This window comes from Nocardioides sp. (assembly GCF_036405735.1).
Classification (GTDB): Bacteria; Actinomycetota; Actinomycetes; order Propionibacteriales; family Nocardioidaceae; genus Nocardioides.
In genome coordinates this window covers 81,783-107,428 of the sequence record NZ_DASWXC010000043.1, presented here as the reverse complement: position 1 = coordinate 107,428, position 25,646 = coordinate 81,783, and the positions used below count along the sequence as shown (strand labels likewise).

At 70.5% G+C, this 25,646-nt stretch carries 27 protein-coding genes, 3 tRNA genes and 1 pseudogene; 4 read left to right on the top strand and 27 right to left on the bottom strand.

Annotation, left to right across the window (positions count from 1 at the left end; all coding sequences use genetic code 11):
* The 19 genes and pseudogenes from VGE38_RS06665 to VGE38_RS06575 all read right to left on the bottom strand — a co-directional run.
* A pseudogene (locus VGE38_RS06665) lies at positions 1-738 on the bottom strand (DNA-directed RNA polymerase subunit beta); the annotation flags it as partial.
* 274 nt (positions 739-1,012) lie between these two features.
* Positions 1,013-1,756 (bottom strand): J domain-containing protein, encoded by a 744-nt coding sequence (locus VGE38_RS06660; protein WP_331141750.1) that lies wholly within the window; start codon positions 1,754-1,756, stop codon positions 1,013-1,015.
* A complete protein-coding gene (locus tag VGE38_RS06655; protein ID WP_331141749.1) occupies positions 1,753-2,424 on the bottom strand; it encodes a hypothetical protein in 672 nt (223 codons plus the stop codon). The genes VGE38_RS06660 and VGE38_RS06655 overlap by 4 nt, the downstream gene beginning before the upstream one ends.
* Positions 2,385-3,680, bottom strand: a complete 1,296-nt coding sequence (locus VGE38_RS06650; protein ID WP_331141748.1) for an MCE family protein — start codon at positions 3,678-3,680, stop codon at positions 2,385-2,387. The genes VGE38_RS06655 and VGE38_RS06650 overlap by 40 nt, the downstream gene beginning before the upstream one ends.
* The gene (locus VGE38_RS06645) at positions 3,677-5,164 is read right to left on the bottom strand and encodes an MCE family protein (RefSeq protein WP_331141747.1); all 1,488 of its coding nucleotides are present in this window, start codon (positions 5,162-5,164) and stop codon (positions 3,677-3,679) included. Before VGE38_RS06645 ends, VGE38_RS06650 begins: the two co-directional genes overlap by 4 nt.
* Positions 5,161-6,303, bottom strand: a complete 1,143-nt coding sequence (locus VGE38_RS06640; RefSeq protein WP_331141746.1) for an MCE family protein — start codon at positions 6,301-6,303, stop codon at positions 5,161-5,163. The genes VGE38_RS06645 and VGE38_RS06640 overlap by 4 nt, the downstream gene beginning before the upstream one ends.
* A complete protein-coding gene (locus VGE38_RS06635) occupies positions 6,303-7,265 on the bottom strand; it encodes an MCE family protein (protein ID WP_331141745.1) in 963 nt (320 codons plus the stop codon). The genes VGE38_RS06640 and VGE38_RS06635 overlap by 1 nt, the downstream gene beginning before the upstream one ends.
* Positions 7,262-8,299 carry an MCE family protein gene (locus VGE38_RS06630; RefSeq protein WP_331141744.1) on the bottom strand — a complete coding sequence of 346 codons (1,038 nt, stop codon included), beginning with the start codon at positions 8,297-8,299 and terminating at the stop codon, positions 7,262-7,264. The genes VGE38_RS06635 and VGE38_RS06630 overlap by 4 nt, the downstream gene beginning before the upstream one ends.
* Positions 8,296-9,579 carry an MCE family protein gene (locus VGE38_RS06625; protein ID WP_331141743.1) on the bottom strand — a complete coding sequence of 428 codons (1,284 nt, stop codon included), beginning with the start codon at positions 9,577-9,579 and terminating at the stop codon, positions 8,296-8,298. Before VGE38_RS06625 ends, VGE38_RS06630 begins: the two co-directional genes overlap by 4 nt.
* A 7-nt stretch (positions 9,580-9,586) precedes the next feature.
* Positions 9,587-10,423 carry an MlaE family ABC transporter permease gene (locus tag VGE38_RS06620; RefSeq protein WP_331141742.1) on the bottom strand — a complete coding sequence of 279 codons (837 nt, stop codon included), beginning with the start codon at positions 10,421-10,423 and terminating at the stop codon, positions 9,587-9,589.
* Between the two features lie 5 nt (positions 10,424-10,428).
* Positions 10,429-11,214, bottom strand: a complete 786-nt coding sequence (locus tag VGE38_RS06615; RefSeq protein WP_331141741.1) for an MlaE family ABC transporter permease — start codon at positions 11,212-11,214, stop codon at positions 10,429-10,431.
* An 8-nt stretch (positions 11,215-11,222) separates the two neighbouring features.
* The gene (locus tag VGE38_RS06610) at positions 11,223-12,185 is read right to left on the bottom strand and encodes an ABC transporter ATP-binding protein (RefSeq protein WP_331141740.1); all 963 of its coding nucleotides are present in this window, start codon (positions 12,183-12,185) and stop codon (positions 11,223-11,225) included.
* A 271-nt stretch (positions 12,186-12,456) separates the two neighbouring features.
* Positions 12,457-12,849: a 50S ribosomal protein L7/L12 gene (gene rplL, locus VGE38_RS06605; protein WP_331141739.1), complete on the bottom strand. Its 393-nt coding sequence runs from the start codon at positions 12,847-12,849 to the stop codon at positions 12,457-12,459.
* Between the two features lie 74 nt (positions 12,850-12,923).
* The gene (rplJ, locus tag VGE38_RS06600; protein WP_331141738.1) at positions 12,924-13,571 is read right to left on the bottom strand and encodes a 50S ribosomal protein L10; all 648 of its coding nucleotides are present in this window, start codon (positions 13,569-13,571) and stop codon (positions 12,924-12,926) included.
* A gap of 255 nt (positions 13,572-13,826) precedes the next feature.
* Positions 13,827-14,543 (bottom strand): 50S ribosomal protein L1, encoded by a 717-nt coding sequence (rplA, locus tag VGE38_RS06595; RefSeq protein ID WP_331141737.1) that lies wholly within the window; start codon positions 14,541-14,543, stop codon positions 13,827-13,829.
* Between the two features lie 61 nt (positions 14,544-14,604).
* Entirely contained in the window at positions 14,605-15,033 is a 429-nt protein-coding gene (gene rplK, locus VGE38_RS06590; protein ID WP_331141736.1) for a 50S ribosomal protein L11, read from the bottom strand.
* 227 nt (positions 15,034-15,260) lie between these two features.
* Positions 15,261-16,079 (bottom strand): transcription termination/antitermination protein NusG, encoded by an 819-nt coding sequence (gene nusG, locus VGE38_RS06585; protein WP_414690896.1) that lies wholly within the window; start codon positions 16,077-16,079, stop codon positions 15,261-15,263.
* A gap of 22 nt (positions 16,080-16,101) precedes the next feature.
* Positions 16,102-16,347, bottom strand: a complete 246-nt coding sequence (gene secE / locus VGE38_RS06580; protein ID WP_331141734.1) for a preprotein translocase subunit SecE — start codon at positions 16,345-16,347, stop codon at positions 16,102-16,104.
* Between the two features lie 30 nt (positions 16,348-16,377).
* Positions 16,378-16,450: transfer RNA gene (locus VGE38_RS06575), tRNA-Trp, on the bottom strand.
* 143 nt (positions 16,451-16,593) lie between these two features.
* Here VGE38_RS06575 and VGE38_RS06570 point away from each other — a divergent pair.
* The 4 genes from VGE38_RS06570 to rlmC are packed head-to-tail and all read left to right on the top strand — an operon-like array spanning position 16,594 to position 20,498.
* Positions 16,594-17,808, top strand: a complete 1,215-nt coding sequence (locus tag VGE38_RS06570) for a pyridoxal phosphate-dependent aminotransferase (protein ID WP_331141733.1) — start codon at positions 16,594-16,596, stop codon at positions 17,806-17,808.
* Positions 17,809-18,831 (top strand): adenosine deaminase, encoded by a 1,023-nt coding sequence (locus tag VGE38_RS06565; protein WP_331141732.1) that lies wholly within the window; start codon positions 17,809-17,811, stop codon positions 18,829-18,831.
* Between the two features lie 34 nt (positions 18,832-18,865).
* Positions 18,866-19,387, top strand: a complete 522-nt coding sequence (locus VGE38_RS06560; protein ID WP_331141731.1) for a DUF4190 domain-containing protein — start codon at positions 18,866-18,868, stop codon at positions 19,385-19,387.
* A 4-nt stretch (positions 19,388-19,391) separates the two neighbouring features.
* On the top strand, positions 19,392-20,498 hold the full coding sequence (gene rlmC, locus VGE38_RS06555; protein WP_331141730.1) for a 23S rRNA (uracil(747)-C(5))-methyltransferase RlmC: 1,107 nt from the start codon (positions 19,392-19,394) through the stop codon (positions 20,496-20,498).
* 83 nt (positions 20,499-20,581) lie between these two features.
* Here rlmC and VGE38_RS06550 read toward each other — a convergent pair whose 3' ends face one another.
* From VGE38_RS06550 to VGE38_RS06515, 8 genes are all read right to left on the bottom strand, one after another.
* Complete coding sequence (locus tag VGE38_RS06550) at positions 20,582-21,637, bottom strand: UDP-N-acetylmuramate dehydrogenase (protein WP_331141729.1); 1,056 nt, start codon at positions 21,635-21,637, stop codon at positions 20,582-20,584.
* Positions 21,630-22,025, bottom strand: coding sequence for a MaoC/PaaZ C-terminal domain-containing protein (locus VGE38_RS06545; RefSeq protein ID WP_331141728.1), 396 nt, complete (start codon positions 22,023-22,025; stop codon positions 21,630-21,632). Before VGE38_RS06545 ends, VGE38_RS06550 begins: the two co-directional genes overlap by 8 nt.
* A complete protein-coding gene (locus VGE38_RS06540; RefSeq protein WP_331141727.1) occupies positions 22,022-22,411 on the bottom strand; it encodes an FAS1-like dehydratase domain-containing protein in 390 nt (129 codons plus the stop codon). The genes VGE38_RS06545 and VGE38_RS06540 overlap by 4 nt, the downstream gene beginning before the upstream one ends.
* 113 nt (positions 22,412-22,524) lie before the next feature.
* A complete protein-coding gene (rpmG, locus tag VGE38_RS06535) occupies positions 22,525-22,695 on the bottom strand; it encodes a 50S ribosomal protein L33 (RefSeq protein WP_017932999.1) in 171 nt (56 codons plus the stop codon).
* A gap of 37 nt (positions 22,696-22,732) precedes the next feature.
* A tRNA-Met gene (locus tag VGE38_RS06530) sits at positions 22,733-22,806 on the bottom strand.
* Between the two features lie 52 nt (positions 22,807-22,858).
* Positions 22,859-22,931, bottom strand: a tRNA-Thr gene (locus tag VGE38_RS06525).
* Positions 22,932-23,003: 72 nt separating this feature from the next.
* Complete coding sequence (locus VGE38_RS06520) at positions 23,004-24,395, bottom strand: amidase (protein ID WP_331141726.1); 1,392 nt, start codon at positions 24,393-24,395, stop codon at positions 23,004-23,006.
* Positions 24,396-24,437: 42 nt separating this feature from the next.
* The gene (locus tag VGE38_RS06515; protein ID WP_331141725.1) at positions 24,438-25,613 is read right to left on the bottom strand and encodes an ROK family protein; all 1,176 of its coding nucleotides are present in this window, start codon (positions 25,611-25,613) and stop codon (positions 24,438-24,440) included.
* Positions 25,614-25,646 lie beyond the last annotated feature (33 nt).

Sequence of the window (25,646 nt, the reverse complement as noted above, 5' to 3'; positions counted from 1 at the left end):
GGTGTGGTCCTTCTCCAGGGTCAGCATCATCGACTCGTACTCGCCGAACTCCTCGCGGATCTGCTCGTTGGTCCAGCCGAGGGCCTTGAGCAGCACGGTGACGTTCTGCTTGCGCTTGCGGTCGAGGCGGACGCCGACCATGTCGCGCTTGTCGATCTCGAACTCCAGCCACGCGCCACGGCTGGGGATCAGCTTGGCGGTGTAGATGTCCTTGTCGGACGTCTTGTCGGCGGAGCGCTCGAAGTAGACGCCCGGCGAGCGGACGAGCTGGGAGACCACGACGCGCTCGGTGCCGTTGATGACGAAGGTGCCCTTGTCGGTCATGAGCGGGAAGTCGCCCATGAAGACCGTCTGGCCCTTGATCTCGCCGGTCTCGTTGTTGGTGAACTCCGCGGAGACGTAGAGCTGGGCCGCGTAGGTGAGGTCCTTCTCCTTGCACTCGTCGACGGTGTACTTGGGGTCGTAGAAGACAGGGTTCTCGAACGAGAGCGACATCGTCTCGGAGAAGTCCTCGATCGGGGAGATCTCCTCGAAGATCTCCTGCAGACCGGACTTCTCGGAGACGTCCTCGCCGGCGGCCTTGCGGGCGGCGATGCGCTCGGCGTGGGCCTCGTTGCCGATCAGCCAGTCGAAGCTTTCGGTCTGGAGGGCGAGGAGCTGGGGAACCTCGAGGGGCTCGGTGATCTTTGCGAAAGAGATGCGGCGAGGGTTGGAACCGGAGGTGCTGCGCGCGGCCAAGAGGAATCCTTCGACAAGGTTCGCAGGTGGAGTCGCGCCGCCCACCACTCCATCGGCCACCGGGCAGGCTGACGGGCATCTGAGGGCATGCGCAAAGCGCAACGATACAGGAATCGCGGGCGCGTCACAATGTCGGACGCTCGCGAGCGCCGGCCAGACGCACTGCCAGATGCAATGCCTGCCCTTGGGCGACGATGATGCGCCGATCCCGCGTCGAGGTCAAGCACCCCGGCGGCCCGGTGGGGAGAAACCTGTCGGCAGCTGTGACGAACGGTCAGGTCGTCATGTCGTCGATGAGCCAGTCACCGTCGGAGGAGCGCACCAGGGTCACGGTGACGTGGTCCTCGTAGACGACCGGCTGCCCGCCATCGGCGGCGATCTCCTTGTTCGTCGTCGGCCGGTCGACCAGCACCAGCACCTCGACCCGGCCCTCGGCGGCCCGCACCAGGCTCGAGCCCACCACGGTGGTGGTGACGACGCTCTGCGTGCCGGGCGCGTTGCGCGCGATGGTGTCCCAGACCTTGTCGTAGGCGTCCTTGCGGTACCGCTCGGTCAGCCGCGCGGTCGCGTCCCGCTCGTCGTCGGCCAGCGTCCGGTAGTCGTAGGAGAGCACGTCGACCACGGCGGACTCGGCGGCGGCCTGCGCGTCACGGGCGTCGTCCTCGATCGCCTTCGGGTTGGGCCGGCTCCAGGCGTACGCCGCCAGCGCGACCGACAGCACGGCCACGACGGCCAGCACCGCCAGCAGCCACCCCGCGGGCGGGCGGCGGCCGGGGGCTGCGGGGGTCTCGACACGCTCGCTGGCGCTCGCTGCTCGACCAACGGGCTCGGCCGGCAACGTCGCGTCGTACTGGCGACGCCGCTCGGCGTCGAGCAGGACGGCGGCCGCCTCCGACAGGGCGCCGAAGCGGCGGTCCGTGGGATCGAGGTCAGCGACCTGCGCCTTCCAGGCCGCGCGGATCTCGTCAGCGGTCGCGTCACGCTCGACCCCGAGCAGGTCGTACCACGTGGGACTCACTGCGCTCCCCCTTCGACCGACGGACTCGGTGCCGGAGCACTCGGCGCCTGCTGCTGGCCCTCGGCGCCGACCGGCGAGAAGTCGTCCACCTTCCAGGTGCCGCGCTGCCGGACCAGCTCGACCTCGACGCGGTAGGGCTGCGGCTCGGCGTTCACCCGCTGGCCGGCGTCCTTGGGATCGGTGAAGGAGTTCGTGAACGAGCCGGCGACCAGCGCGGTGGCCGTACCGGCGTCGAGGTCGAGGTCGGCGACGCCGACCGCGTAGACCTCGGTGATCCGGGCGACGCCCGCCTGGGCGACGGTGGCCTCGGCGTACGGCACGTTCTGCTCGAAGTCGGCGGCGAACTTGGCGGTGACGACCTCGGAGACCAGCTTGCGGTACGTCGGCATCTGCTCACCCTCGAGCAGATCCGGGCCGTAGGTGTTGACGCGCAGCATGAACTGCCGCGCCTGCGACATCACCCGCTCGCGCTGCGCCTGCTCCTCGTCACGGCTCGAGAACGGGTTGCCGCCGCGGTCGGCCCCGAGGTAGCCGAGCGTGAGGAGCGAGCCGGCGATGAGCGCCACGAGCACTCCGAGGACGCCCCAGCGGGCGGTCCGGTGCGCAGGCGGGCGCGTCGGGGAGTCCGTCACTCCCCTGTCGCCGTCGGTGCGTACAACCACGTCCATGAGCTCCTCCCACGTGCCGGCTCGTCGCCGGGCGCGGCCACGCTACCGGTCGGGGCCAGTGTCGTGGTGCCGGTGCGCCAGGTGAGCGCGCTGGTCTCCGGGTCGTAGTCGGCCACCACGTCGGCGCCGGCGGCGCCGGCGGGGGCGGCGCGGTTGAGGTTCTGCGCACCGCGCGGGTTGCTCTGCGAGGCGGGCTCGGTGCAGCGGGCGTCCTCGTTCATCGCCTGGGTCTTCAGCTGCTGGGGCGGGCGGGTGCGGGTGCCCTCGTAACCGCGGTGGCACAGCTCCGCCGAGGTCATGACGAGTCCGAAGTGGGCGTTGTACAGACCGCTCTGCGGGTCCTTCGAGGTCACCGTGAAGCCGCCCTCGACGACGTAGGGGTAGAGCACCAGGACCTGCTTGAGGCCCGGCAGGTGCCGGTAGACGATCTCGCCGGTGGTGACCGAGTCGCGGAGCAGCTCGGTCAGCTCGACGCGGTTCTCGTCGAGGAACGTCTTGAAGGCCGCGGCGCCGGCGGCGCCGTTGTGGATGAGCTTGCGCAGGTCGTCGTCGTTGCCCGCGAGGGTGCCGCTGAACAGCGACAGGTTGGCCGCGAAGCCGCGCAGTGCGCTCTCGCTGGCGACCTGGCCGTTCAGCACCGTGTTGCCGTCGCGGATGAGGGCCGTGGTCACATCGAAGTTGTCGTTGGCGGTCTCGATGAAGGACATGCTCGTGTCGAAGATCTGCTGCAGGTCCTGCCCCGTGCCGGCGAACGCGGCGCCGAGCTCGGCGACCGTGGTGCGCAGCGCGTCCTGGTCGACCGACGAGACCGTCCGGGAGGCGTTCTCGAGCAGCTGCTCGGTCGGCAGCGGGGTGCGGGTGTCGGCCTGGGCCACCTCGGTGCCGTCGCTCAGGTAGGGCTGCTGGTCGGTCTGCGGCTGCAGCTCGACGTACTGCTCACCCACGGCGGAGCGGTTGCCGACGACCGCGAGCGTGTCGGCCGGGATGGAGTCGAAGGAGTTGTCGATGTCGAGATAGACGTCGACGCCGTCGCGGGTGAGCCTCATGTCGCCGACCTGCCCGACCTTCACGCCGCGGTACGAGACCTCGCCGCCGACGTAGATGCCGCCGGACTGGGTGAAGTGCGCGACCACGGTGTAGTGGTCGTCGAAGAAGAACCGGTCCAGGCGGGCGTATCGCGCGCCGACGAAGCTCACGCCCAGCAGCGTGATCACGACGAAGATCGCGAGCTGGACCTTGGTGCGTCCGGTGATCATCGGCCACCTCCTGCCGGTGCGCCGTCGAGGCCGGGCAGCATCAGCCGGACCAGCGAGGGGTCGTAGATCGTGGCCAGCTGCTCGTAGGTGAACCCCCGCGCCGGCGTACGGAGCGGGATGCTGAGCTCGCCGGGAGCAGCGCGACCCAGCCCGCCACCCAGCAGGCCGCCGAGGCCGCCGGAGCCGTTCGTGCCCGCGCCGCCGGAGGAGGCGCCGCCGAGCAGGGCCCCGAGGTCCGGCGCACCCGGCAGGCCGGGGACCTGGTTGAGCGTCTGGCACAGCGCGGCGTCGCGGTTGGCGGCCTTCTTGCACTCGTTGAGCAGGTTGGCCAGGCCGTTGACCGTCGCGAGCACCCGCTGGCAGGCGGGGCTGTTCAGCCGGCCGCTGGCGATGCACTGCAGGAGGTCGTTCACGGTCTGCGTCGGGTTGACCGCACTCGGCAGCACCGAGCCGCTGGAGCCGGCGTTGAAGGCGTCGCGCAGGTTGATGTCCAGGTTGATCGACAGGTTGACGTAGTCGCCCATGTGGAGGTTGCGGGCGGCCTGCGGATCCCGGCCGACGACGTCGTCGGTGAAGGGATAGGTCAGCCCGGTGTCGATGGCGTTGACGAGGTTGTCCCCCGCGTCGGCCAGCTGGGTCAGCGTCGGCTCGAGGTTGCGGATCACGTTGATGGTGGCCTGCTTCGAGGCACGGATGACACGCACGCCGACGTCCCCGAGGCCGTCGAGCGCCCGCAGCATGCGGACCAGGTCGGCACGCTGGGCGTCGATGCTGGTCAGCGCGCTGGGCAGCTCCTCCAGCGCCGCATCGATGGTGTCCTCCTGGGCCCGCGCCGACGCCGCGAGCCGGTCGACGGCCTCGATCGCCCGCACGATGGCGGCCTTGTTGTCGTCGAGGGTGCCCATCAACGTGTTGACCTCGGTCAGGACCGACCGGGCGGAGTCCTCGTTGCCGTCGAGGGCCTTGTTGAGCTCCGTCGAGATGGTCTTGAGCTGGGCGACGCCGCCGCCGTTGAGGACCAGGCTCAGCGCGCCGAGGACCTCCTCGACCTCAGGGTTCCGGCCGCTGCGCTCGAGCGGGATGCTGTCGCCGTCGCCGAGCTCGGCGGCGCTGGCGTCGGCGGTCGGGGCGGCCAGCGACACGAACTTCTCGCCGAGCAGGCTGGTCTGCCGGATCTCGGCGACCGCGTTGGCCGGCAGCTCGGTGTCGGCGCGCAGCTCCAGGGTCACCTCGGCGTGGTCGCCGGCCAGCTCGACGTCGGTCACCTTGCCGACGTTGACCTCGTTGACCTTGACGGTGGAGTTCGGCACCAGGTCCAAGACGTCGGAGAACGCGACGGTGACCGTGATCGGGTCCTCACCCGTGTCGGGACCGCCGGGCAGTGGGAGGTCGCTGACCTCGAAGTCACAGCCGGTCAGCACCAGCGAGCCCGCGAGGCAGCCGACCAGGGCGGCCGCCAGGCGGCTGCGGCGTACGGCCTTCATCGCTCCACCTCCACGAGCCCACCGAGGGTCCGGTCGCTGTGCTTGTCGATCGCCGACCCGGTGCCGGCGCCGAAGACGGTCGCCCGCGGCAGCACCGACCCGAGCAGGTCGCACAGCGTCCCGCTCTTGTCGGCGGAGTTCACGAAGGTGCACAGCAACCGGTCGGGGTCGCTGGAGACCTGGTGGCCGAGCTCCTGGAAGTTGGCGCTGGTGTCCAGGGTGCCGGTGTCGGGGTTGTAGGTGCGGAACAGGTTGTTCAGCGCCAGCGGAGCGTTGTCGAGGGTCTCGGCGAGCTCGTCGCGCCGGCGGACGAGCACCTTGGCCACGCGGTTGAGGCCGCTGATGTTGGTGCGCAGCACGTCCTTGTTCTCCTGGACGAAGGTCGAGACGTCGCCGAGCGCCGTCGAGAGGTGCTTGAGCGAGGCGGCGAGGTCCTGACGCTCGCCGGCGAGCATGTCGGAGACCTGGCCGAGCGAGGCGTTGAACTGCCGGACCGTGGCGTCGTTCTCGGCCAGCGTGCTGATGAAGCTCTGCAGCTCCGCGGCCGAGGAGAACAGCTCGTCCTTGTTGTCCTCCAACGTCGACCCGAGCGCGGAGAAGTCCTTGATGGTCTGGTTGAACTGCGCGCCCTCGCCGCCGAAGTTCGCCGCCGTCTGCTCGAGCAGGTCGGTCAGCGCACCGTCCTTGTTGGCACCGTCGGGACCCAGCGCCACCACCAGCTTGTCGAGGCTGCCGTAGATGTCGTCGAGCTCGAGAGGTACGGCGGTGCGGCTGGTGTCGAGCACGGCGCCGTCGGCCAGCAGCGGACCCTCGGTGTACGCCGGCGTGAGCTGGACGTAGCGGTCGCCGACCACCGAGGGCGCCACGATCACCGCCTCGGCGTCCTCGGGCACCCGGACCTCGTCGTCGTAGGTCATCGTGACCTTCACGTCGGTGCCGTTCGGCGTCACCTCGGAGACCTCCCCGACCGGGACCCCGAGCACCCGCACGTCGCTGCCCTCGTAGACCGAGACCGTGCGCGGGAAGTGGGCGACCAGGGTCTTCTCGCCGTTGCCGGTGAGCATGCTGAGCCCGGCCGCGACGACGACCAGGGCGATCGCGACCGCCGGGAGCCAGCGGAGCAGTCCTGCGGCGCGCATCACAGCTCCTCCGGTACGGGCGGCATGTTCTGGATGAAGGTGTCGAACCACGGCCCGTTGCCGAGCGTGCTCGCGAAGACGCGGTAGAACGGCGCCATCAGCCGCAGGCTCGCGTCCAGGTTGTCCTCGTTCTTGTTGAGCACGGCCAGGACGTTCTGCAGGTGCGTCAGGGCGGGCTTGAGGTCGGCGCGGCTCTGGTCGATCAGGGCGCTCAGCTCCTTCGACAGCGTGGCGGTCGAGGTGAACAGCTGGTGCACCGCCTCGCGGCGCGCCACCAGGGCGCGGAAGAGCACGTCGGCGTCCTGCATCAGGGCCACGATGTCCGCGTCACGCTCGTCGAGCACGGCGGAGACCCGCTTGAGGTTGACCAGCAGCGAGTTGATCCGGTCGTTCTTCGCCGCGACGTTGCGCGACAGCGCGGAGACACCGTCGAGTGCGGCCTTGAACGAGTCCGGCGTCGTGCGCGTCAGGTCGGCGAGCGTCGTGAGGGCCGAGGCGAGCTGGTCGGTGTCGATGTCGCCCGCGGTGTCGGCCAGTCCGGTGAACGCCTCGACGACGTCGTACGGCGACGTGGTCCGCTCCACGGGAATCGTCTCGCCCTCGGGAAGCTGCCCGGCACCGGCCGGCTCGAGCGCGAGGAACATCGAGCCCAGCAGGGTCTTCACCTTGATCGCCGCGCGGGTCTGCTCGCCGAACTTGGCGTCGCCCTTGATCTTGAAGCCGACCTTCACGTGGTCGCCGTCGAGCTCGACGCTGTGCACCTTGCCGACCCGGACCCCGGCGATGCGGACCTCGTCGTCGGCCTTGATCCCGCCCGCCTCGCTGAAGTTCGCGTAGTAGGTGTCGCCGCCGCCGATCAGCGGCAGGTCCTGCGCCTTGAAGGCGGCCAGCACCAGCAGCACCAGCACGGCGAGGCTGACGGCTCCGATGCGGATCGGGTTGCGCTCACGGAACGGCTTCATCCGAGATCACACCTTCCGGTGTTCACGGGGTAGGTCACGGGCAGGGCCTGGTTGCCCGGCAGCAGCACCCGGCCGGTGAACTCGCACAGGTAGAAGTTGAAGAACGAGCCGTACGTCGCCGTCGTACCGATCTTGTTGAGCTTGATCGGCAGCACCTGCAGCGCCCGGTCGAGCTCCGCCTTGTTGCGGTCGACGTTGCCGGCGACCCGGCGCAGCTGCTTGATGTCCTCCACGAGCGGTGAGCGGATGCCCTTGACCAGGTCGGCCGTCTGGCCCGAGAGCGCCGAGATCTGGTCCAGCGAGCCGAGGATGGCCTCGCGGTCCTGGGCCAGCCCGGACACGAACGTGCGGAAGGTGGTGATCAGCTGGGACAGCTGCTGGTCGCGGTCGGCGACGTGGTCCAGCACGTCGTTGAGGTTCTCGATGAGCGAGTCGATGACCTGGTCGCGGTCGGCCAGCGTCTGGGTGACGCCCGCGGTGTGGGCGAGCAGGCTGTCGAGGGTGCCGCCCTCTCCCTGGAAGACCTGGACGATCTCGTAGGAGAGCTTGTTGATCTCGCCGGGCGACATGGCCTGGAAGAGCGGCTTGAAACCGTTGAAGAGCACCGTCAGGTCGAGGGCCGGGGAGGTCTGGGACACCGGGATCGTGCCGCCGTCGCGCAGCTCGTCGCCTTCGCCGATCCGCTCGGAGAGCGAGATGTAGCGCTGACCGACCAGGTTGCGGTACCGGATCGCGGCGTGGGTCGCCTCGGTCACCGGGGTCTCGTCCTTGACCTCGAAGGTGACCAGGGCGCGGGTGCGGTCGTGGATCTCGACCCCGCTCACGCTGCCGACCTTCACCCCGGCGACCCGGATGTCGTCGCCCTTCGTGACGCCGGTGGCGTCGGAGAAGACGGCGCGGTACTCCTTGGTGCCGCCGAAGGAGAGGTTGCCGATGGTGATCACCAGCAGGCCGGTGGCCAGCGTGGTCACCACGACGAACACCACCAGGCGCACGAGGTCGCCGCGGGTTCGCTTGTCGAGGGCGAGCTTCATCGGTCCACCTCCTCGAGGCTGACGGTGGCGCCGCGCGCCATCGGGCCGAGCAGCAGCCCGCCCAGGTCGGGCACCCGCTCGGGATCGACCCCGAGCTCGGGGGCCAGCAGCTGGTCGAGCAGGGCCGCCTCGGTCGGGGAGCCGGCGTACCCGAAGCCGAGGGGCGCCCGGCGCACCGGGCCGTCGACGCCGTCGTTGACCGGCGGCACCACCCGCAGCGGGTTCTTCTGCGACCACGGCGGGTTCGGCAGGTTGCCGCAGGCGGGCCCGCGGTCCTCCGCGATGATCGGCTTGTCGGCCGGGGTGTACTTGCGGGGCTGGCGAGGGAGGGTCTCGAGGTTGATGTGCAGCATGTGGCCGCGGAACGACTCCGCGACCCGCTGCCCGAGGCTCTCCAGGCCGCCCAGCAGGCAGGGGTACTCCGGCGCGTAGCGTGCGGCGGCCTCCAGCAGGCCGTCGTTGAGGACCGCCAGCCGGATCAGGTTGTCCTCGTTCTCGGCGAGGAACTCCCGCGCGGTCCCCGAGAACGCCGTGACGTTGGTGAACAGCGTCTTCAGCTCGGCGCTGTTGTCCTCCAGCGTGCCGGTCGTGGTGATGGTGTCGCGCAGGATCTGGGCGACCTGCGGGAGGATGTCGCCGTAGGTGTCGGCGACGGTCGCGGTGAGCCGGAGATCCTCCACCAGCGCGGGGATCTGCGGGTTGAGCCGCTTGAGGTAGCCGTCGGCGGTCTGGAGCGTCTGACCGAGTCGCTCACCGCGCCCCTCGAGCGCGGTCGCGAGCGCGTTGAGGGTCATGTTGAGGTCGGCCGGCTGGACGGCGCGCAGCAGCGGGTAGAGGTCGGAGAGCACGGTCTCGACCTCGGTGGCGACCTCGGTGCGGGTGATCGTGGCGCCGGCGCGCAGCGACCCGTCGGAGGGCTGGTCCGGCACGACGAGGGAGACGTACTTCTCGCCGAAGAGCGTCTTGGGCAGGATCGAGCCGGTGACCTCGGCCGGGATCGTGTCGATCTTGTCGGGGTCGAGCCCGAGGGTGAGCTCCGCGCCGCCGGCGGTTGCCTTCGCCTCGAGCACCTCGCCCACGAGCACCCCGCGCACCTTGACGTCGGCGCGGGTGGGCAGCTGCAGGCCGACGTTGCTGGTCTGCAGGGTCACCTGGTCGTACTGGGTGAACTGCTTGGTGAACACGGCGTAGGTCAGCCAGACGCCCAGCAGGATCAGGACGAGGAAGACCACGCCGAGGGCGCGGTGTCGCAGCACGGTCATCATTGACGTCATCGGCATCGTCGGATCACCCCGCCAGCCTGACGGTCGCCGTCGTGCCCCAGATGGCCATCGACAGGAACAGGTCGAGGACGTTGATGACCACGATGCTGGTGCGCACCGCGCGACCCACCGCGACGCCGACCCCCGCGGGACCGCCCGTGGCGGTGTAGCCGTAGTAGCAGTGGATGAGGATCACGACGACCGCGAAGACCAGCACCTTGCCGAAGGACCACAGCACGTCGCCCGGCGGCAGGAAGGCGTTGAAGTAGTGGTCGTAGGTGCCGGGGCTCTGGCCGAAGACCCCGGTGACGGTGAGCCGGGTCGCGAAGTACGACGACAGCAGGCCCAGCACGTAGAGCGGCACGATCGCGATGAGGCCGGCGATGATCCGGGTCGTCACCAGGAACGGCAGCGACGGGACCGCCATGACCTCGAGCGCGTCGACCTCCTCGGAGATCCGCATCGCGCCGAGCTGGGCGGTGAAGCCGCAGCCGACGGTCGCGGCGAGCGCGATGCCGGAGACCAGCGGCGCGATCTCGCGGGTGTTGAAGTAGGCCGACACGAAGCCGGAGAACGCGGCGGTGCCGAGCTGGTTGAGCGCGGCGTACCCCTGCAGCCCGACCTCGGTGCCGGTGAAGAACGTCATCGCGACGATGACGCCGACCGTGCCGCCGATGACCGCGAGGGCGCCGGAACCGAGCGTGACCTCGGCCAGCAGCCGGGCGATCTCCTTCTTGTAGCGCCGCACGGTGCGCGGCGTCCAGGCGATGGCACGCAGGTAGAACGAGAGCTGCTCGCCCAGTCGGTCCAGGGAGCGCAGCGGCTTCTCGTAGGCAGCCTTGACGGAGTCCAGTCCAGCCATCGCCCTCATCCTGTCTTCGGTGGGACGAGCTGGAAGTAGATCGCGCTCATCACGAAGTTGACGACGAACAGGAGCATGAAGGTGATGACGACGGACTCGTTGACCGCGTCACCGACCCCCTTGGGTCCGCCGCCGGCGTTCATCCCCTTGTAGGAGGCGACGACGGCGGCGATCATCCCGAACACGAGCGCCTTGGCCAGGCCCTGCCACACGTCGGGCAGTTGGGCCAGCGCGGTGAAGCTCGCTAGGTAGGCGCCCGGTGTGCCGTCCTGCATGAGCACGTTGAAGACGTAGCCACCGGCCACGCCGACCACGCTCACCAGGCCGTTGAGGAAGACCGAGACGAGCATGCAGGCGAGCACCCGCGGGACGACGAGGCGCTGGATCGGGTCGATGCCCAGCACCATCATGGCGTCCAGCTCCTCGCGGATCTTGCGGGCGCCGAGGTCAGCCGCGATCGCCGAGCCGCCGGCGCCGGCGATCAGCAGCGCCGTGGCGATCGGCCCGGCCTCGCGTACGACGGCCAGGACCGAGGCCGAGCCCACGAACGACTGCGCGCCGAACTGCTTGATCAGCCCACCGACCTGGAGGGCGATGACCGCGCCGAACGGGATGGCGACCAGCGCCGTCGGGACGATGGTGACCGACGCGATGAACCAGGCCTGCTGGATGAACTCGCGGAACTGGAACGGGCGTCGGAACAGGCCGCGACCGACGTCGAGGCCGAAGGCGAAGAACTTGCCTGCGGCGCCGACGGGCGCGAGCGCTCTGGCGGGAGTGAGGGTTGCCATGGCTCGGCTCAGACCCCCCTGGCTCCCCCGACGAGCACGGAGTCGGGCACGAACGAGCCCGGAGGCGGCGTGACTCCGTGCTGCCGGCACCACTCGCCGGGCGGCCGCTGGCTGCGGCGCGGGATGCCGTTGGAGGGCTCGAGCTGCAGCGGGATGGGCGGCAGCGGCGGCAGGTCCATGTCCTTCTCCGCAGCCAGCTGGTCGGCGTCCTTCTCCTCGCTCATCCCGATCGGACCCACCCGCTGAGCGTTGAGGAACTGCCGCACCACCGGCTCCTCCGACGACAGCAGCATCTCCCGGGGACCGAACATCGCCAGATGCTTGTGATAGAGCAGCCCGATGTTGTCCGGCACCGTCCGCGCCGTGTTGATGTCATGGGTGACGATCAGGAACGTCGCGTCGATCTGGGCGTTGAGGTCGACGATCAGCTGGTTCAGGAACGCCGTGCGGACCGGATCCAGGCCGGAGTCGGGCTCGTCGAAGAGCACGATCTCGGGATCGAGCACCAGCGCCCGAGCCAGCCCCGCGCGCTTGCGCATCCCGCCCGAGATCTCACCGGGCAGCTTGTCCTCCGCACCCAGCAGACCGACCAGGTCCATCTTCTCCATCACGATGTCGCGGATCTGCGACTCCGACTTCTTCGTGTGCTCCCGCAACGGGAACGCCACGTTGTCGTAGAGGTTCATCGACCCGAACATCGCGCCGTCCTGGAACAGCACCCCGAACAGCTTGCGGATCTCATAGAGATCCTTCTCCGAGCACGACACCAGATCCGTGCCCTCGATGATCACCGAGCCCGCATCCGGCTTCAGCAACCCGATCAACGTCTTCAGCAACACCGACTTGCCCGTCCCGGACGGACCCAGCATCACGCAGATCTCGCCCGCGGGAATCGTCAGGGAGACGTCGCCCCAGATGAGCTGCTTGCCGAAGCTCTTCGTGAGGTGCTCGATCTTGATGTCCACACCCATGCGGCCTGCTCCCCTGTCCGTTGCCGAGACGATCACCGACGTGATGCGCTCCCATCCGATGGGTTACAACGGCCTCCCGGAGGAGAAGTTACGGCCCTGATGAGGCGCGCGTCACGTGGAGCCGCCACCGGTTCCCCGTACGCCCGACTTCATGCGTGCGGGCATCGTGCCAATGTTGGGGAACTTCCGCCAGCAAATGCGCCAGGGGCGGCCACCGTGTCGGTGGCCGCCCCTGGGCGGAGAAGCTGCGCCGGGCTCACCCCGGCGCGTCTCACTTGAGCGTGACGGTGGCGCCGGCGGCCTCGAGGGCCTCCTTCGCCTTGTCCGCGGTCTCCTTGTTGACCTTCTCGAGGAGGGTCTTCGGGGCGGCCTCGACCAGGTCCTTGGCCTCCTTGAGACCCAGGCTGGTGAGCGCGCGCACCTCCTTGATGACGTTGATCTTCTTGTCACCGGCGTTCTCGAGGACGACGTCGAACTCGTCCTGGGCAGCGTCGCCGGCGGCGTCGCCAGCGGCACCGCCGGCGGCGGGGGCGGCGGCAACGGCGACCGGAGCGGCGGCGGTGACGCCGAAGGTCTCCTCGAAGGCCTTCACGAACTCGGAGAGCTCGATGAGGGTGAGCTCCTTGAACGCGTCGAGCAGCTCGTCGGTGGTGAGCTTCGCCATGATGGCTTGTCCTTTCAGTGTGGCTGGCCGGCACATGCCGGCCGACCGGGGTTTCAGGTGGTGAGCCTCAGCCGTCAGGCCTCGGTCGTGGTCTCCTCGGCCGGGGCCTGCGCCTCGGTCTCGGTCGCCTCAACCTCGGCAGGGGCCTCGGTTGCAGCCTCCTCGGCGGCAGCCGGCGTGCCAGCACCACCTGCGAGGATCGTGGGGTCGTTCGCGGCCTTCTCCTGCAGGGCGGCAGCGAGCTGCGCGGCCTTCGAGGGGAGGGCGTTGAAGACGTAGAGCGCCTGCGAGAGCGACGCGGTCATCGCGCCGGCCAGCTTGGCCAGGAGCACCTCGCGCGACTCGAGGTCGGCCAGCTTGGCCACCTCGGAAGCGTCGAGGTGCTTGCCCTCGTAGACCCCGCCCTTGATGACAAGGTTCGGGTTCGCCTTGGCAAAGTCACGCAGACCCTTGGCCGCCTCGACGACGTCGCCCTTGATGAAGGCGATCGCGGTCGGGCCGGTCAGCAGGTCGTCGAAGCTCTCGATGCCGACGTTCTTGGCGGCGATCTTGGCCAGCGTGTTCTTGACCACGGCGTAGTCGGCGTTCGCACCGAGGGAGCGTCGGAGGTCCTTCAGCTCCTTGACGGTGAGACCGCGGTACTCGGTCAGCACGGCACCGACCGAGGCGCTGAACTCGTCAGCGATCTCGGCGACGGCGGCCTGCTTGTCTGCCCGCGCCATGGGTCTCCTTCTTCCGTGGGGCGAGACCCCCGCGCTCGGCCACGAAATGACGAACGCCCCGAGCGCAGGGCTCAGGGCGTGGATCGCGACGTACGTCGCTGCTCTGACACCTGCGCTGGCCGTCCGCTTCCGCGGCACCTTCGGTCACTCCTGGCGGAGTCACAACCGGCGGTCTCTGGTTCGTGGAGAACTCTACGGACGCACCGGGCCCCTGCCAAATCGGCAGGGGCCCCGGTGTGCGGTCCGTTGAGCGGGTCAGGCCTGGTCGTCCTCGCTCGCGACGTTGCGCGTGCGGTTGGGGTCGACCTGGACGCCGGGGCCCATAGTCGTGGAGACGGTGACCTTCTTGACGTAGCGGCCCTTGGAGCTGGCCGGCTTGAGACGGAGCACCTCCTCCAGCGCCGCGGCGTAGTTCTCGGCGAGCTGGGTCTCGGAGAACGAGGCCTTGCCGATGATGAAGTGGAGGTTGGCGTGACGGTCCACGCGGAACTCGATCTTGCCGCCCTTGATGTCGGACACGGCCTTGGCCACGTCCGGCGTCACGGTGCCGGTCTTCGGGTTCGGCATGAGCGAGCGCGGACCGAGCACGCGGCCGAGGCGGCCGACCTTGCCCATCATGTCCGGGGTCGCGACGACGGCGTCGAAGTCGAGCCAGCCGCCGGCGACCTTCTCGATGAGCTCGTCGCCACCGACGAAGTCGGCGCCGGCCTCACGGGCGGCCTCGGCCTTGTCCGCGTTCGCGAACACGAGGACGCGAGCGGTCTTGCCGGTGCCGTGCGGGAGGTTGACGGTGCCGCGCACCATCTGGTCGGCCTTGCGGGGGTCGACGCCGAGCCGCATGACGACGTCCACGGTCTCGTCGAACTTCTTCTTGCTGGCGGTCTTGGCGATCTTGATCGCCTCGAGCGGGGCGTAGACGGTGTTCTTGTCGAACGTCTCGCTCGCCGCGCGGTAGGTCTTGCTGCGCTGCATGATGGTCCTCTTCGTCTTTCAGGAGATGTGGTCAGCGGGCCAGCGCGGCCCTCCCACGTTGTCAGTCGACAGTGACGCCCATGGAGCGGGCAGTGCCCTCGACGATCTTCATCGCGGCGTCGATGTCGTTCGCGTTGAGGTCGGGGAGCTTGGTGGTCGCGATCTCGCGCAGCTGGTCCTTGGTCAGCTTGCCGACCTTGTCGCTGTGCGGGGTCGAGGAGCCCTTCGACAGGCCCGCGGCCTTCTTGATCAGCTCAGCGGCCGGCGGGGTCTTCGTGATGAAGGTGAAGGACCGGTCCTCGTAGATCGTGATCTCGACCGGGATGACGTTGCCGCGCATGGACTCGGTCTGGGCGTTGTACGCCTTGCAGAAGTCCATGATGTTGACGCCGTGCGGACCGAGGGCGGTACCGACCGGCGGCGCCGGCGTCGCCGCGCCGGCCTGCAGCTGCACCTTGACGAGCGCTGCGATCTTCTTCTTGGGAGGCATTCCTTCTCTTTCCTTCCGTGGTCATGACGAGGACGTACGACGGCCTCTGCCACCTGTGTGCTGCTCTGTGGAGCCGAGCAACCTGGCTATTGTCCGGGTTTCACCGCGGACTGTCGAAATCGCGCGACTCCTCTGGTCTCGATACGCGCGTCACGGCTTCGTTCCTCAGCCGTGGCGCTACTCGACCTCGCGCGGACTTCTGACCGGCCGGCGCAAGCGCCGGCCGCTCAGACGCGCTGAACCTGGCTGAAGCTGAGCTCGACCGGGGTCTCGCGGCCGAAGATCTCGACCAGCGCCTTGAGGCGCTGCGACTCGCCGTTGATCTCGGTGATCGTGGCGTGCAGCGTCGCGAACGGGCCGTCGACGACCATGACGGAGTCGCCCACGGAGAAGTCGGCGACCTCGACCGGCTTCTTCGCCGTCGCGGTGGCGGTGCCGGCGGCGACCGGCGTACCGGCGGCGGCGGCCTCCGCCTCGGCCTTGGCCAGGACCGCGGGCGCCAGCATCGACTCGACCTCGGAGAGCGAGAGCGGCACCGGCTGGTGGCTGTGGCCGACGAAGCCGGTGACGGACGGGGTGTGACGCACCGCCGCCCAGGACTCGTCGGTGAGGTCCATGCGGACCAGGACGTAGCCGGGCAGCACGGTGCGCTTGACCAGCTTGCGCTGGCCGTTCTTGATCTCCGCGACCTCCTCGGTGGGGACCACGATCTCGTGGATGTAGTCCTCCATGTTGAGGGAGATGATGCGGTTCTCGAGGTTCGACTTCACCCGGTTCTCCATGCCGGAGTAGGTGTGCACGACGAACCAGTCACCAGGCTTGGTCAACAGCTCGCGGCGGAACGCCTCGAGCGGGTCGTTCTCGTCGGTGGCGTCGGCGGCCTCGACCTCGCCGGCCTCGCCGGTGTCGGCGTCCAGGGCGGCATCCAGGTTGTCAGCCACGTCGCCGGTGACCGGCTCGTCGAGGGTCTCGTCGACCTCGACCTGGGCCGAGTAGTCCTGCTCAGACACGCTTGCGCTCCATACCTTCGAAGAATCAGTTGTCAGACGGGGCCGGGCCCCGTCGTCGTCAGTCGCGTCCGCCGAAGATCTCGAAGAACAGCCGGCCCAGTCCCAGGTCCAGGAGCGAGACGATCGCCATCACGACGAGGACGAACACGAGCACGACGATGAAGTAGGTGGTCAGCTGCTGCTGGGTCGGCCAGACGACCTTGCGCAGCTCAGCGATGACCTGCCGGTAGAACGTGGCCGGGCCGGTGCGCGCGGGGCGCTGGGGTTCCCGCTTGGGCGCGGGGGCCGCCTTGCTGTCCGACATGGTCGGTGCCTCTCCTCGTTCTTCGTCTTGCAGGGCACGAGGGACTTGAACCCCCAACCTTCGGTTTTGGAGACCGATGCTCTGCCAGTTGAGCTAGTGCCCTCCGATGGACTCATGACTCCATGGACCCGATTCAGGGCGCACGACATCATGTGGGAAATCCACCAGTGATGGAGTCTACGGGTCCCACGCCCCCGCGCCAAAACCGATCCGTGACCTCGGTCGGCGGCCGATACAGTTGGGACCATGACGTCCCCCCGTGGCCCCCGTGACCGTCGTGTGTCCCAGCGCATCGGAGCGATCGCCGAGTCGGCGACGCTGAAGGTCGATGCGAAGGCCAAGGCACTCAAGGCCGAAGGGCGTCCCGTCATCGGGTTCGGCGCCGGCGAGCCGGACTTCCCGACGCCGGACTACGTCGTCGAGGCGGCGGCCGCCGCGTGCTATGACGTGAATAACCACCGCTACACCCCCGCAGGTGGGCTGCCGGAGCTAAAGGCCGCGATCGTCGCGAAGACCAAGCGCGACTCCGGCCTGGAGGTCACCCCCGCCGAGGTGCTCGTGACCAACGGCGGCAAGCAGGCCGTCTACGAGGCCTTCGCCGCGATGCTCGACCCGGGCGACGAGGTGCTGCTGCCCGCGCCGTACTGGACGACGTACCCCGAGTGCATCCGGCTCGCCGGCGGCGTGCCCGTCGAGGTGTTCGCCGACGAGACCCAGGACTACAAGGTCACCGTGGAGCAGCTCGAGGCGGCGCGCACGGACAAGACCAAGATCCTGCTGTTCGTCTCGCCGTCCAACCCGACCGGCTCGGTCTACACCGCCGACGAGATCCGCGCGATCGGCGCCTGGGTCGCCGAGCACGGCCTGTGGGTCGTCACCGACGAGATCTACGAGCACCTGCTCTACGACGGCGTCGAGACCGGCTCGCTGCCCGTGCTGTGCCCCGAGCTCGCCGACCACACTGTCGTCCTCAACGGCGTCGCGAAGACGTACGCCATGACCGGCTGGCGGGTCGGCTGGATGATCGGCCCCGCCGACATCGTCAAGGCCGCCACGAACCTGCAGTCGCACGCGACCTCCAACGTCGCCAACGTCTCGCAGCGCGCGGCCATCGCCGCGCTCGAGGGCGACCTCTCCGCGGTGCAGGAGATGCACGCCGCCTTCGACCGCCGGCGCAAGCTGATCGTCGGCATGCTCAACGAGATCGCCAGCGTCTACTGCCCGACGCCGCAGGGCGCGTTCTACGCCTACCCGTCGGTCAAGGGCCTGCTCGGCAAGGAGTACGACGGCCGCAGGATCGACAGCTCGGCCGACCTGGCCGAGTACATCCTCGAGAAGGCCGAGGTCGCCGTCGTGCCCGGCGAGGCGTTCGGCTCCCCCGGCTACCTGCGACTCTCCTACGCCCTGGGCGACGACGACCTGGTCGAAGGCATCACGCGGCTGCAGAAGCTGTTCGCCTGAGTGCGTGATCTCCGCGCGCTGCCGAAGGCGCATCTCCACCTGCACTTCACGGGGTCGATGCGCCACGCCACCCTGCTCGAGCTCGCCGAGCGCGACGGGATCCGGCTGCCCGAGCAGCTCGTGGCCGAGTGGCCGCCGCAGCTGAGCGCGGCCGACGAGAAGGGCTGGTTCCGGTTCCAGCGGCTCTACGACGTCGCGCGGTCGGTGCTGCGGACCGAGGCCGACGTACGCCGGCTGGTGCGCGAGGCCGCCGAGGACGACGTGGCCGACGGCGGCCGTTGGCTCGAGATCCAGGTCGACCCGTCGGGCTACGCCGCCCGCTTCGGCGGCATCACGGCGGTCACCGAGCTCGTGCTCGACGCGGTCGCCGACGCCTCGCGGGCGACCGGGTTGGGGATGGCGGTCGTCATCGCCGCCAACCGCACCCGCCACCCCATGGACGCCCGGACGCTGGCCCGGCTGGCCGCCCAGTACGCCGGACTGGGCCCAGGAAAGGGAGTGGTCGGCTTCGGCCTGTCCAACGACGAGCGGCGCGGCACCACGGCCGACTTCGCCCCGGCGTTCCGGATCGCCGAGCGGGCCGGCCTGCTGCTGGCGCCGCACGGCGGGGAGCTGCGCGGTCCCGACCACGTGCGGACCTGTCTGGATGCGCTGCACGCGCAGCGGCTCGGGCACGGCGTCCGCAGCACCGAGGACCCCGCCGTCCTGGCGCGGGTCGCGGCGGCCGGCGTGGCGCTCGAGGTCTGCCCCACCTCGAACGTCGCGCTCGGCGTCTACTCCTCCCTGAGCGAGGTCCCGCTCCCCCTCCTGCTGGAGGCCGGGGTGACGGTCGCGCTGGGCGCCGACGACCCGCTGCTGTTCGGGTCGCGTCTGCACGGCCAGTACGCCGCCATGCGGGCCGCGCACGACCTGGGCGACGACCGGCTCGCCGAGCTGGCGCGGATGTCGGTGCGGGCCTCCGCGGCGCCGGAGTCGACGAAGGCTGAGATCTGCGCCGCGATCGACGCCTGGCTCGCCGACTGACCGCGCCCTGACACCGCCTGACACAATGGGCGCCATGACCCACCCCGGCGGGCCCGAGCAGCCCGAGCCGCAGCAGCCGCCGACCCACGAGTCCGGCTGGCCGCCCCCGCCCGGGCACGTCCCGCCGCACGAGCAGCCCACCGAGCCCACCAATCCCTACGGGCAGCAGCCCTACGTGCCGCAGCCGGACCAGTACCAGCAGCCCTACGGCGGCCAGCCCTACGGCGGCTACCGGGTGCCGGACGACCCGGGCGCCCAGACCTCGCTCATCGTCGGCATCGTCGCCCTCGGGGTCGGCATGCTGTGCGGCATCGGCTTCCTCGGCTCGCCGGTCGCCTGGGTGATGGGCGCCCGCGCGAAGCGCCGCATCGACCAGGCCCAGGGTCGGCTCGGTGGCCGGGGCAACGCCCAGGCCGGCATGATCCTCGGCATCGTCGGCACCGTGCTGCTCGCGCTCGCGCTGCTGGTGATGATCGCGATCATCGTGTTCGTCGTCGTCGGCATCGCCAACGAGGCCAGCTTCGACACCTACGAGCTCGACGGCACCGCCGCCTGAGCGGGTGGACTGCCACTACTACGACGCCGCGGTCTGCCGCTCCTGCCGCTGGCTGGAGCGGCCGTACGCCGACCAGCTGACCGCGAAGCAGGAGCGGGTCGCGACCGCCCTACCGGCCCTGCCGTGGCGTCCGCCGGTCGCCAGCGCGCAGGAGCGGTTCCGCAACAAGGCGAAGATGGTCGTCGCCGGGACGACGGCCGAGCCCACGCTGGGAATCCTCGACCCGCGTGGGGGCGGGGTCGACCTCCGCGAGTGCCCCTTGCACGCTCCGGGCCTGACCGCGGCCCTGCCGGCGCTCGCCCGGTTCATCGGAGCGGCCGGCCTGACGCCGTACTCGGTGCCGGAGCGACGCGGCGAGCTCAAGCACCTGCTGGTCACGGAGTCGCCGGACGGCGAGCTGATGGTTCGGTTCGTGCTGCGCTCGAGCGAGGCGCTGCCCCGGCTCCGCAAGCACCTCCCGGTGCTGCTGGGCGAGCTGCCGGTGGCGGTCGCCTCGGCGAACCTGCAGCCCGACCACAAGGCCGTGCTCGAGGGGCCCGAGGAGGTCCCGCTGCACGGCGACACCCTGACGATGCAGGTCAACGGACTGGGCCTGCACCTGCGGCCGCAGTCGTTCTTCCAGACCAACACCGACGTCGCTGCCGCGCTCTACCGGCACGCCGTCGACCTGGCCGGCTCGGTCGGCGCGACGAGCGCGTGGGACCTTTACTGCGGCGTCGGCGGCTTCGGGCTCCACCTCGCGCGCGAGGGCGTCCGCGTCGTCGGCGTGGAGAGCAGCGAGCAGGCGGTCGAGAGCGCGACCATCACCGCGGGCGAGCTGGGGCTGTCCGAGGCGGAGTTCCTGGCGGGCGACGCGACGGCGTACGCGCTGGCGAGGGGCGAGGCTCCGGACCTGGTCGTCGTGAACCCGCCGCGTCGCGGCATCGGTCCCGAGCTGGCCGGCTGGCTGGAGGCGTCGGGGGTGAGCCACGTCGTCTACTCCTCGTGCAACGTCGACTCGCTGGCGCGCGACCTCGCCGCCATGCCGTCGCTGCGGCCGGTCTCGGGCCGGCTGCTCGACATGTTCCCCCACACCGACCACCACGAGGTCCTGCTGCTGCTCGCCCGGTGAGCGGGGGCGTCATACGAGGTGGTGGCCCCAGCAGCCGGACCGTATGACGTCCGGGCCCATGACGTCCGGGCCGGAGGCGGGACTCAGAGGTCGACGCCGAGCAGGACCGGCTCGTTCTCCAGCCGGATCCCGAACTCCTTCTCGACCCCGGCGCGGATCTCCCGGGCCAGCGCGAGCAGGTCGGCCGTGCGGGCCCCGCCGCGGTTGGTCAGCGCCAGGGTGTGCTTGGTCGACAGGGTGACCGGGCCCGCTGCGTCATGGGGGTAGCCCTTGCCGAATCCGGCGCGCTCGATGAGCCAGGCGGCGGAGGTCTTCACCGTGCCGTCGGCCTGCGGGTACGCCGGCGCGCCGACCGGCACGCGGTCGGGCTCGACCACCGGGTTGGTGAAGAACGAGCCGGCGCTCCAGGTGTCGTGGTCGACAGGATCGAGGACCATGCCCTTGGCGCGGCGCAGCCCGAGCACGGCCTCGCGGACGTCGGCCAGCGGCGCCCGCTGCCCGACCTCGACGTCGAGGGCGCGCGCCAGCTCGGCGTAGGCGACCGGGGCCGAGAGCGTCCCGATGCGGAACTGGAAGGTGACGTCGAGGACGACGTGGCGGGCGGGGTCCTGCTTGAAGCGAGAGGTCCGGTAGCCGAACCGGCAGTCGGCGTTGGCGAACGTGCGCACGCCGCGCAGGACCCGGTCCCACACGCGGACCTGGGCGATGGTCTGCGACACCTCCTGGCCGTAGGCGCCGACGTTCTGGATCGGCGTCGCGCCGACCGTGCCGGGGATGCCGGAGAGCGCCTCCACGCCCACCCAGCCGTGCTCGACGGCGCGCGCCACCAGGTCGTCCCAGGTCTCCCCCGCGGCGACGGTGACCATCGCACCGCCGCAGGTCGGGTCCGCCCCATGGTCACTGTCGTGATCGGCCCGGACACCGGTGGTGGCGACCTCGACGACCGTCCCGGCGAACCCCTCGTCGGCGACGACGAGGTTGCTGCCGCCTCCGAGGACCAGCACCGGCTCGCCGGCCGCGTCGGCCTCGGCGACCGCGGCGGTCAGCTCCTCGGCCGACACGGCCGTCACCCAGCGTCGGGCGGGTCCACCGAGCCGGAGCGTCGTGTGGTCGGCGAGCCGGATGGTCCCGTCAGGCACGCACGACCGCCTTGGGCATGCCGAGCACCTTGGCGTCGCCGCAGCGGACCTCCATCGCGATCGTCATGAGTCCATTGTCCCGGGTCACCTTGGTGGCCGCGACCTCGACCACGACCCCCTCGTCGTCGTCGGGTACGACGACCGGCGCGGTGAACTTCGCGCCGAGCTCGACGACCTCCGCCCGACCGGTCCAGGTGGCGACCGCCGAGCCGACCAGGCCGAGCGTCAGCATGCCGTGGGCGATGACGCCGGGAAGGCCGACCGCGCCGGCCACGCGGTCGGACCAGTGGATCGGGTTGAGGTCACCCGACGCGCCGGCGTACCGGACCAGGTCGGCGCGGGTGAGGGTGAACCGCTGCGGCTCAAGGCCCTCGACCGGGCCGCTCATGCCGCACCTCCGCCGTGCACCAGCGTCGCCTTGGCCTCGCACACGACCTCGCCGGCGGCGTCGGTGATCGTCGACACCGTGCCGACGACGTCGGCGCCGCCGAGCGTGCGCAGCGAGGCCACCCGGAGCGTCGCGGTCAGCTCGTCACCGACCGCCAGCGGCCGACGGTAGGCGAAGCGCTGCTCGCCGTGGACGATGCGCTCCAGGGAGGCGCCGACGTCGGCGAGGAACGCCAGCATGGCGTCGTTGAGCAACAGGATGGGGAAGGTCGGCGGCACGCCCTCGCCCGGCCACCGCGTGGCGGCGGCGAACTCCGCGACCTTGGCGGCACTGACGACGTAGGGCCCGACCGGCGCGAAGGCGCGGTCGACGACGGAGGCGTCCATGCCGGCGACGCTAACGGTTACCGCCCGGTCCGCCGAACCGGCAGACCCGCGGGAAATGCAGTCGACCCGCCCGGAGATCCGGGCGGGTCGACGGCAGAAGTCGGGTGCTGGTGTCAGCGGGTCTCGCGGTGCGCCTGGTGCTTGCGGCAGCGCGGGCAGAACTTCGCGAGCTCGAGCCGGTCGGGGTCGTTCCGACGGTTCTTCTTCGTGATGTAGTTCCGCTCCTTGCACTCAACGCAGGCGAGAGTGATCTTCGGGCGAACGTCGCTGCTCTTGCTGGCCACGGGAAGTCCTTTATTGCTGGTCTGAGTTGATGCGCGGTAGCGGGGGCGGGGATCGAACCCGCGACCTCACGATTATGAGTCGTGCGCTCTAACCGCCTGAGCTACCCCGCCTCGTGACGAGGTGCTCGGGTCCCGTGTCCGGGGCCTGAGCTCTCGCCATCAGAGCCCCCTTACGGAATCGAACCGTAGACCTACTCCTTACCATGGAGTCGCTCTGCCGACTGAGCTAAGGGGGCAACGAGCGAGAACATTACAGATCCCGGCGCGGAACGCGAAATCGAGGTCGTCTCGTCGCTCGCAAGCCGGCCTCAGCCTCGGATCGAGGCGGGCGGGACGGCCTCCTCGAGCTCCAGCGCGAGGCCGAGCAGCAGGGCCTCCTGCCCCAGTCCCGCCCCCAGCATCATGCCCTGCGGCAGCCCGCCGGCGGTGGTCGCCAGCGGCAGCGAGATCGCGGGGTCGCCGGTGACGTTCTGCCACGGCGTGAACGCCACCCAGTCCATCAGCCGGTCCATGATCGTCGCGTAGTCCTGGGTGGGGTCCAGGTGCCCGACCAGCGGGGTCTCGTGGGCGACGGTCGGCATCAGCACGACGTCGTACGTCGCATGGAACTCGGCCGAGAGGGCGGTCGTACGCCGCAGCCGGCGCAGCGCCGTCGGCAGCCGGTGCAGGTTCCGGCCGGCGTGCCGGGCCAGGCCGAGCGTGAGGTTGTCCAGCCGGCGGGAGTCCCACGTCGGGCCGAGCAGGCGGCCGGTGCGCACGATCATCAGCGCGAGGAAGGACCAGTACAGGACGAAGTCGTCGCGCATGGTCTCGGGCACCGGCGGCGGGGTCCGCTCCACGGTGTGGCCGAGGCCCTCCAGGAGGCCGGCCGTCTTGAGCGTCAGCTCGGTGACCTCGGGGCTGGCGCTGCGCCCGGCCGCCTCGGTCACGACCGCGATCCGCAGCCGTCGGCCGAGTGGACCGGACACCTCGCCGATCGGCGGGAGGCCGGCCGCCGGTGCGATCCGCTCGGCCTCGCGGTAGAAGGCGACGGTGTCGCGCACGCTTCGGGTGAGCACGCCGTCCACGACGATGCGCAACGGCATGCGGCGGTTCATCGGGTCCAGCGGCAGCCGACCGCGGGAGGGCTTCAGGCCGACCAGGCCGTTGACGCTGGACGGGATCCGGATCGAGCCGCCGCCGTCGTTGCCGTGGGCGAGCGGGACCGCCCCGGCACCGACGAGGGCGCCGGCGCCCGAGGAGGAGGCCCCGGCGATCCGGTCGGTGTCCCAGGGACTGCGGACGGCGCCGAGGCGGGGATGCTCGGCGGCGGCGGAGAAGCCGTACTCCGAGAGCCGCGTCTTGCCGAGCGGCACGAGCCCGCTCGCCGTGAACAGACGCGCCATGTCGCCGTTGCCGCGGGCGGGCCGGGCGACGAAGGCGTCCGCACCCTGCTGGGTCGGCAGACCGGCGACGTCGACGTTGTCCTTGATCAGGGTCGGGACGCCGCGGAACGCCCCGGCGGCGGGGACGGCGCGCCGCGCCCGGTCGTAGTCGCGGACCGCGACGGCGTTCAGCTCGGGGTCCACTCGCTCGATGCGCGCGATGGCGGCCTCGAGCAGCTCGGCCGCCGAGACCTCACGGGCGGCCAGCCGCCGGGCCAGCCCGACCGCGTCGTCGTCACCCAGGGCGTCGTCGGCGAAGGCGTTCACTCGGCTCATGCGGCAACCGTAGGGCGTGCGGCAGCCCCGCCGCGGGAGGCCTCACGCCGAGAGCGTGGCGAGGTGGGCGTCGACCGCCGCCGGGCTGAGCACGTTGTCGATGGCCAGGGCGGCACAGCCGACCAGGCCGGCGGAGTCGCCGTGCGCCGCCGGCAGGAACTGCAGGTCGCGGGTGGCCAGCGCGGTGGAGCGGGCGTAGACGCTCTCGCGCACGCCGGCGGTGTAGATCTCGAAGGCGGCGCCCATGTCGCCACCGATGACGACCGCCTGCGGGTTGAGCAGGTTGATGGCGACGGCGAGCAGCTCGCCCAGGTGACGGCCACTCTCGCGCAGCAGCTTGCGGGCGATCGCGTCGCCCTGGAGCGCGAAGGCCACCAGGTCGCGGACGTGGCCGGCCTCCACGCCCGAGGCGTTGAGCCGGTTCACCAGGGCCCAGCCGCCGGCCAGCGTCTCCAGGCACCCCACCGATCCGCAGCGGCACGGCCGGTCGTTGCCGTCGATGCGGGTGTGGCCGATCTCGCCGGCGGCGCCGAGGTGGCCGGCGAGGATCTTGCCGTCGGCGATGACGCCCATGCCGAGGCCGGTCGACGCCTTGACGACGAGCGCGTCACGGAGCGTGACGCCGGTGCCGAACAGCTCCGAGCGCGCCAGCACGTCGGCGTCGTTGGCGAGGAAGACCGGCGCGTGCTCACAGCCGGGCAGCTCGGCGAAGTACGGCGCCAGCTCGACCCCGTCCCAGCCACCCATGACCGGGGAGTCCACGCTGACCAGCCGGACCGGGTCGACGATGCCCGGCAGGCTCAGCCCGACGCCGACCACCCGCGGCACCGCGCCGAGGCCGGCCAGCATGGCGCGGAACCGCTCGACGACCTGCGCCATCAGGTCCTCCGCGCCGAGGCCGACGACGTGGTCCCGGGTGTCACCGGCCAGCTCGCGGCCGTCGAGGTCGAAGACCGCCAGCTGGCTGCGACTGCGGCCGATGGCGACGGCGAGCACGATCCCGGCGTCCTGGTTGAAGACCAGCGCGCCGGGCGGTCGACCGCCGGTCGAGGCCAGCTCCTCGCCGTACAGCAGCAGGCCGGCCTCGACGAGGGCGTGCACGCGCGAGACCACCGCGGTGCGGGACAGGCCGGTGAGGCGCTGGAGATCGCTGCGGGTGTGCGCCCTGCCGGAGCGGACGAGCTCGAGCAGATCACCGGCGGTGGAGAGGTCGGGCATGACGCCAGTCTAGGAGTGCTTAGGTCCAGAAAA

Bases quoted from the DNA above. Each gene is read 5' to 3' on its own strand.
- VGE38_RS06655 (WP_331141749.1), bottom strand. From the start codon at position 2,424: ATGGACGTGGTTGTACGCACCGACGGCGACAGGGGAGTGACGGACTCC.
- VGE38_RS06650 (WP_331141748.1), bottom strand. From the start codon at position 3,680: ATGATCACCGGACGCACCAAGGTCCAGCTCGCGATCTTCGTCGTGATC.
- VGE38_RS06645 (WP_331141747.1), bottom strand. From the start codon at position 5,164: ATGAAGGCCGTACGCCGCAGCCGCCTGGCGGCCGCCCTGGTCGGCTGC.
- VGE38_RS06640 (WP_331141746.1), bottom strand. From the start codon at position 6,303: ATGCGCGCCGCAGGACTGCTCCGCTGGCTCCCGGCGGTCGCGATCGCC.
- VGE38_RS06635 (WP_331141745.1), bottom strand. From the start codon at position 7,265: ATGAAGCCGTTCCGTGAGCGCAACCCGATCCGCATCGGAGCCGTCAGC.
- VGE38_RS06630 (WP_331141744.1), bottom strand. From the start codon at position 8,299: ATGAAGCTCGCCCTCGACAAGCGAACCCGCGGCGACCTCGTGCGCCTG.
- VGE38_RS06625 (WP_331141743.1), bottom strand. From the start codon at position 9,579: ATGCCGATGACGTCAATGATGACCGTGCTGCGACACCGCGCCCTCGGC.
- VGE38_RS06620 (WP_331141742.1), bottom strand. From the start codon at position 10,423: ATGGCTGGACTGGACTCCGTCAAGGCTGCCTACGAGAAGCCGCTGCGC.
- VGE38_RS06615 (WP_331141741.1), bottom strand. From the start codon at position 11,214: ATGGCAACCCTCACTCCCGCCAGAGCGCTCGCGCCCGTCGGCGCCGCA.
- VGE38_RS06610 (WP_331141740.1), bottom strand. From the start codon at position 12,185: ATGGGTGTGGACATCAAGATCGAGCACCTCACGAAGAGCTTCGGCAAG.
- rplL (WP_331141739.1), bottom strand. From the start codon at position 12,849: ATGGCGAAGCTCACCACCGACGAGCTGCTCGACGCGTTCAAGGAGCTC.
- rplJ (WP_331141738.1), bottom strand. From the start codon at position 13,571: ATGGCGCGGGCAGACAAGCAGGCCGCCGTCGCCGAGATCGCTGACGAG.
- rplA (WP_331141737.1), bottom strand. From the start codon at position 14,543: ATGCAGCGCAGCAAGACCTACCGCGCGGCGAGCGAGACGTTCGACAAG.
- rplK (WP_331141736.1), bottom strand. From the start codon at position 15,033: ATGCCTCCCAAGAAGAAGATCGCAGCGCTCGTCAAGGTGCAGCTGCAG.
- secE (WP_331141734.1), bottom strand. From the start codon at position 16,347: ATGTCGGACAGCAAGGCGGCCCCCGCGCCCAAGCGGGAACCCCAGCGC.
- VGE38_RS06570 (WP_331141733.1), top strand. From the start codon at position 16,594: ATGACGTCCCCCCGTGGCCCCCGTGACCGTCGTGTGTCCCAGCGCATC.
- VGE38_RS06560 (WP_331141731.1), top strand. From the start codon at position 18,866: ATGACCCACCCCGGCGGGCCCGAGCAGCCCGAGCCGCAGCAGCCGCCG.
- VGE38_RS06545 (WP_331141728.1), bottom strand. From the start codon at position 22,025: ATGAGCGGCCCGGTCGAGGGCCTTGAGCCGCAGCGGTTCACCCTCACC.
- VGE38_RS06540 (WP_331141727.1), bottom strand. From the start codon at position 22,411: ATGGACGCCTCCGTCGTCGACCGCGCCTTCGCGCCGGTCGGGCCCTAC.
- VGE38_RS06520 (WP_331141726.1), bottom strand. From the start codon at position 24,395: ATGAGCCGAGTGAACGCCTTCGCCGACGACGCCCTGGGTGACGACGAC.
- VGE38_RS06515 (WP_331141725.1), bottom strand. From the start codon at position 25,613: ATGCCCGACCTCTCCACCGCCGGTGATCTGCTCGAGCTCGTCCGCTCC.